Source organism: Marinomonas epiphytica, from assembly GCF_054780655.1.
In genome coordinates, this window is record NZ_BAAGVX010000005.1 from 1 (window position 1) to 805 (window position 805).

1 rRNA gene is annotated in these 805 nt (G+C 49.4%); it reads left to right on the forward strand.

The annotated features are described in order from the left end of the window. Positions 1 to 805, forward strand: a 23S ribosomal RNA gene (locus tag ACYVGZ_RS02870); the annotation flags it as partial.

Consider the following 805-nt stretch of genomic DNA (forward strand, 5'->3'; position numbering starts at 1 on the left):
ATCCCGAGATGTCCGAATGGGGAAACCCACCCGCTTGCGGGTATCGTTAAGTGAATACATAGCTTAACGAGGCGAACGAGGGGAACTGAAACATCTAAGTACCCTTAGGAAAAGAAATCAATTGAGATTCCCTCAGTAGCGGCGAGCGAACGGGGATTAGCCCTTAAGTTGATTTGGTGTTAGTAGAAGGTTCTGGAAAGTACCGCCGTAGAGAGTGATAGCCTCGTATACGAAAACGCCTTATCAATGAAATCGAGTAAGACGGGACACGTGTTATCCTGTTTGAACATGGGGGGACCATCCTCCAAGGCTAAATACTCCTGACTGACCGATAGTGAACCAGTACCGTGAGGGAAAGGCGAAAAGAACCCCTGTGAGGGGAGTGAAATAGATCCTGAAACCGTGTACGTACAAGCAGTGGGAGCGGACTTGTTCCGTGACTGCGTACCTTTTGTATAATGGGTCAACGACTTATTTTCAGTAGCAAGGTTAAGCGAATAGTGGAGCCGTAGGGAAACCGAGTCTTAATAGGGCGTGTAGTTGCTGGGAATAGACCCGAAACCGGGCGATCTATCCATGAGCAGGTTGAAGGTTGGGTAACACTAACTGGAGGACCGAACCCACGTACGTTGAAAAGTCCGGGGATGACTTGTGGATAGGAGTGAAAGGCTAATCAAGCTCGGAGATAGCTGGTTCTCCTCGAAAGCTATTTAGGTAGCGCCTCGTATCTCACCATTGGGGGTAGAGCACTGTTTGGGCTAGGGGGTCATCCCGACTTACCAACCCCATGCAAACTCCGAATACC